Raw genomic sequence first — 4,347 nt, 5'->3', positions numbered from 1 at the left:
GCCCGAGACGATTCGAACGTCCGACCCCTGCCTTCGGAGGGCAGTACTCTATCCAGCTGAGCTACGGGCGCGTGCAGGACGGCAAGCTTAACCGGTTTGCCGTGGGCAGTCCAGCTCAGCCCTTCTGGGCAGCGCCAAAGGGCGGTACAATTCGCCAACCAACCTGCAGACAACCAAGGATCCGGCATGGCTCAAAAACAACTCTCTTCACGGACGATCCTGGTGATCACCATCGTCATTGCCATCGTTCTGATGGTAGTCATCTGGCCGCTATCGATGATTGGTAAAGGGAGTAGTGGGGTCGCCAGCGACAGCGATGCGGTTTTTGCCCGCATTCTGCCAGTGGCGAAGCTGGAGCTGGAGAGAGCCCCGGCGGCCGCAGCCGAAGGCCAGCCGCGTGATGGCGCGACGGTCTACAATTCGATTTGCATGGCCTGCCACGCAACTGGCGTCGCTGGTGCGCCGAAAGCTGGCGACAAGGCGGCCTGGGCGCCGCGTATTGCTACCGGCACTGACGCGTTGGTCGCCAGCGTGACCAATGGCAAGGGCGCGATGCCGCCAAAGGGCGGTGGCGCCGACTTGACCGCCGACGAGATCAGGGGGGCTGTCGAGCATTTGGTGGGGCTGGCCAAGTAAGGCGTCTGGTCGCCAACAAAGAAAAAGGAGACCGTCAGGTCTCCTTTTTTTGTGCGCCTCGGAAGCGGCTCCGAAGGCGCGGCGCGTAGCCTTACTTGGCGACGGCCGGGACGGCGGCCGAAGCGGCAACAGGCGTTGCGCTGCCAGTGGTGCCTTCCATCTTGTCGGCGGCCGTGTGCTTGGCTGCTGCCGTCGGGGTGGCGACTTTCGCTTTCGGCTTGGCGGCATGCATCTTGTCTTTGGCCATGGCTGCGGGCTTGGTGGTCGCCGTGGCGATAGTGTCGGTCACTGCCGGAGCTGCGACTGCCGGGGTTGCTGCAGCGGGGGTTGCAACAGCTGGCGTGGCCGTCGCCGCTGCAGCAATGGCTGGCTTGGCCGCTTCGACCGCTTTGGTCGCGCCCGTGGCAGCTGGGGCTTGCGCGAAGGCGGCAGTGCTGAAAGCAGCAGCGATGGCGAGGGCGATAAGGTTCTTGAACATGAGGGTCTCCTGAGGTTGATTGGTATTTGCTCGGTCGGTTCGGTGTTGCTCTTGGTTGTTTCCGGCCTTGCCAACACTAACGCAGGGACCAAGCAGCTGGATGGCAACGCCTGAGTAACGTCGTGTAACCCGCTGTAACCACCACGCTGCCCCGCGGTCACTTGCTCTTGCCAAGCATCGCTTTCATCGCCGCCAAACGGTCGGAATTGGCGGCCTTGTCCGGCACTGCCGCGCTCTTGCCGCCGGAAAAACGTAGGTCTTCGCTACCCATCTCGGCGACGAAACGCGAAGGCTCGCAGGGGATCGTCTCGCGGCCCTGCTTGCGCCTCTCGCAATAGCTCAGGTGTAGCGAGCGTTGCGCGCGCGTGATTCCGACGTACATCAGCCGGCGTTCTTCCTCGATGCGGCCATCGGCCGCCGCTTCGCGGTGCGGCAGGATGCCCTCCTCGATGCCGATCAGAAAAACGTGCTTGAACTCGAGGCCCTTGGCGGCGTGCAGGGTCGATAGCTGGACGGCGTCGACGTCCGCTTCATTCTTGTCGAGCAGGCTGATCAGGGCGATGGTCTGGGTAAGGTCGATCAGCGTCTTGCCTTCGTCTTCACCCTTCTTGCCCAACCAATCGCAGAACTCCTGGACGTTGCTCCACTTGACTTGCGCCACGCGTTTCTCGTCACGCTCGTTGAGCCAGTCCTCATAGGCGATAGCCGCGAGCAGGTCCGCCAGCAACTTCGCTGCCGGTTCGCCGCTGGCGCGTGCTTGCAGGCGGTTCATGAACTCGCAGAATTCGAGCAGCGGTGCGAGTTGACGCGGCTGAACGCGCTGGGCGAAGCCTTGTTCAAAGGCCGCGGCAAATAGCGACAGGTGACGTTCGCCGGCATAGCTGCCGAGGGCCTGCAGCGTACTGGTGCCAACACCCCGGCGGGGCGTGCTGACCGCGCGGATGAAGGCCGGGTCGTCGTCCTCGTTGGCCAGCAGACGCAGGTAGGCGACCAGATCCTTGATTTCGCTCTTGTCGAAGAACGACTGACCGCCGGACAACAGGTAGGGGATGCGTTGGTTGCGCAGGAACTGTTCGAGCGCGCGCGCCTGGAAATTGCCGCGATAGAGAATGGCGTAGTCCCTGAAAGCACCGCGGTGTTCGAAGCGATGTGCCTGCAGCTTCATCACCACCGCTTCGGCCTCTTTCTCGTTGTCCTGGCAGATGCTGACCGTGATCGGGTCGCCGTGGCCCAGTTCGGACCACAGCTTCTTGTCGAACAGTTTCTCGTTGTGTGAGATCAGCGCATTGGCCGCCTTGAGGATGCGTACCGTCGAGCGGTAGTTCTGTTCCAGCTTGATCAGCTTGAGCTGCGGGTAGTCGCGCGGCAGGCCGCGCAGATTCTCGATATCGGCGCCACGCCAGCCATAGATCGCCTGGTCGTCGTCGCCGACCGCGGTAAACGCCGCGCGCGGTCCGGCCAGCAGCTTGAGCAGACGGTACTGGCTGGTGTTGGTGTCCTGGTATTCGTCGATCAGCAGATAGCGCAGGCGGTTCTGCCACTTCTCGCGTATTTCCGGATGCTCCTCGAAGAGCGTCACCGGCAAGCTGATCAGATCGTCAAAATCGACCGCCTGGTAAGCGCGCAGGGTGACCAGATAGCTGTCGTAAGCGTTGGCAGCGAGCAGTTCGGTGTCGTTCTGCGCCGCCTTGCGGGCCTGGTCGGGCGAAACCAGCGCGCTCTTCCAGTTCGAGATCAACGACTGCAGCTTGCGAACCACCGCCTTGTCAACGGTGCTCGCCAGCTCGGAAACAACCGCGAAGCAATCGGTGGCGTCGAGGATCGAAAAGTTGGGCTTGTAGCCGAGCGTGCGCGCTTCCTCGCGCAGGATGCGCACGCCGAGCGCGTGGAAAGTCGAGATGGTCAGACCTTTTGATGGCTTGCCCACCAGCAGCTTGCTCACCCGCGCCTGCATTTCCTTGGCCGCCTTGTTGGTGAAGGTAATGGCCGCGATGTTGGCCGGGCTGAAGCCGCAGGACTCGATCAGGTAGGCGATCTTCTCGGTGATCACCCGCGTCTTGCCCGAGCCGGCACCCGCCAGGACCAGCAGGGGACCGTCAAGGTAGCGGATCGCTTCGCGTTGCGGAGGGTTGAGCGAGGACATCAAAGGGTGCGGCCGGAGGCGGGGGGGGCGATTCTAGCACGGGCTCGCCGAAGCCCTTGCCGATCCTGCCGGGACGGAGTGTCCGCTGGCGGCGAGAGTCGCTGCCCTTGCTACTGGCGCGGATTCGTCAGACCATAGCGGGGGTCGCTGCCAGGCCCCTTTCGCCAATCCCGAGCTCCGCCGACATGTCCCCCCTGATCCGCCGTTTGTTAGTTGCCTTGCTTGTCGTCGCCCTCATTGCCGGCGCCGTATGGTGGATCACCCGGCCGAAACCGGTGGCCGTCGTGTTGCGGCAAATCGAGCGCGGCCTGGTCGAATCGACCATCGCCAACACCCGTGCGGGAACGGTCGAAGCCTGCCAGCGCACCAAGTTGTCGCCGATCGTTGGTGGCCGCATCGAACTGCTGGCGGTGAAGGAGGGCGACCGCGTCAGCAAGGGCCAGCTGTTGATGAAACTGTGGAACGACGACCAGCAGGCGCAAAGCGCGTGGTACGTCGCGCAGGTAGCCACCGCCCGGCAGCGGGTCAGCGAGGCCTGTGCCGTCGCCGCCAATGCCGAACGGGAAGCCGAGCGCCAGACGAGCCTGCGGGCGCAGGGGTTTGTCTCCAGCGCCAAGGAAGAGACGGCGCGCAGCGAGGCGAAAGCCAGGCGCGCCGGTTGCGCAGCGGCCCAAGCCGACGTCCTGCAAGCCGAGGCGAGAGTCCGGCTGACTCGCGTCGAGCAGGGCCGGACGGTGCTCTACGCGCCGTTCGCCGGCACCGTCGCCAAGATCGTCGGCGAGGTCGGCGAATACTCGACACCGTCACCGCCCGGCGTGCCGACGCCGCCGGCCATCGATCTGATCGACGACTCGTGTCTCTATATCAAGGCGCCGATGGACGAAGTCGATGCGCCGCGGATCGCCGCTGGACAGCCGGTACGGATCAGTCTCGACGCGTTGCCGAAGCGGTCGTTTCCCGGCAAGGTCAAGCGCGTTGCACCCTACGTTTCGGCGCTCGAAAAGCAGGCGCGCACGGTCGACATCGAAGCCGACTTCGATGACCCGGCAGCGCCCGGCAAGCTGCTGGTCGGCTACAGCGCCGACATCGA

4 protein-coding genes are annotated in these 4,347 nt (G+C 64.0%); 2 read left to right on the top strand and 2 right to left on the bottom strand.

Features of this window, described 5'->3' with window-relative positions:
• Window positions 1-186 precede the first annotated feature (186 nt).
• Window positions 187-636 (top strand): c-type cytochrome, encoded by a 450-nt coding sequence (locus tag RUW20_RS19325; protein WP_313953851.1) that lies wholly within the window; start codon window positions 187-189, stop codon window positions 634-636.
• A gap of 91 nt (window positions 637-727) precedes the next feature.
• Here the strand turns inward: RUW20_RS19325 and RUW20_RS19320 are convergent, their stop codons facing one another.
• Together RUW20_RS19320 and RUW20_RS19315 are read right to left on the bottom strand one after the other, a co-directional pair.
• Window positions 728-1,114, bottom strand: a complete 387-nt coding sequence (locus RUW20_RS19320) for a hypothetical protein (protein ID WP_313953850.1) — start codon at window positions 1,112-1,114, stop codon at window positions 728-730.
• A gap of 157 nt (window positions 1,115-1,271) precedes the next feature.
• On the bottom strand, window positions 1,272-3,257 hold the full coding sequence (locus tag RUW20_RS19315) for a UvrD-helicase domain-containing protein (protein WP_409559393.1): 1,986 nt from the start codon (window positions 3,255-3,257) through the stop codon (window positions 1,272-1,274).
• Window positions 3,258-3,442: 185 nt separating this feature from the next.
• Between RUW20_RS19315 and RUW20_RS19310 the strand changes: the two genes are divergently transcribed.
• Window positions 3,443-4,347, top strand: a 905-nt coding sequence (locus RUW20_RS19310) for an efflux RND transporter periplasmic adaptor subunit (protein WP_313953848.1), incomplete at its 3' end; no start/stop codon positions are given.

Source organism: Accumulibacter sp. (genome assembly GCF_032229525.1).
GTDB lineage: Bacteria > Pseudomonadota > Gammaproteobacteria > Burkholderiales > Rhodocyclaceae > Accumulibacter.
Note: the sequence above shows the minus strand (reverse complement) of the source record. Positions and strands in the feature narration are given on the sequence as shown.

What these genes read in the sequence shown, in the direction of transcription:
- RUW20_RS19320 (WP_313953850.1), bottom strand. Translation starts at nt 1,114, where the DNA reads ATGTTCAAGAACCTTATCGCCCTCGCCATCGCTGCTGCTTTCAGCACT.
- RUW20_RS19325 (WP_313953851.1), top strand. Translation starts at nt 187, where the DNA reads ATGGCTCAAAAACAACTCTCTTCACGGACGATCCTGGTGATCACCATC.
- RUW20_RS19315 (WP_409559393.1), bottom strand. Translation starts at nt 3,257, where the DNA reads ATGTCCTCGCTCAACCCTCCGCAACGCGAAGCGATCCGCTACCTTGAC.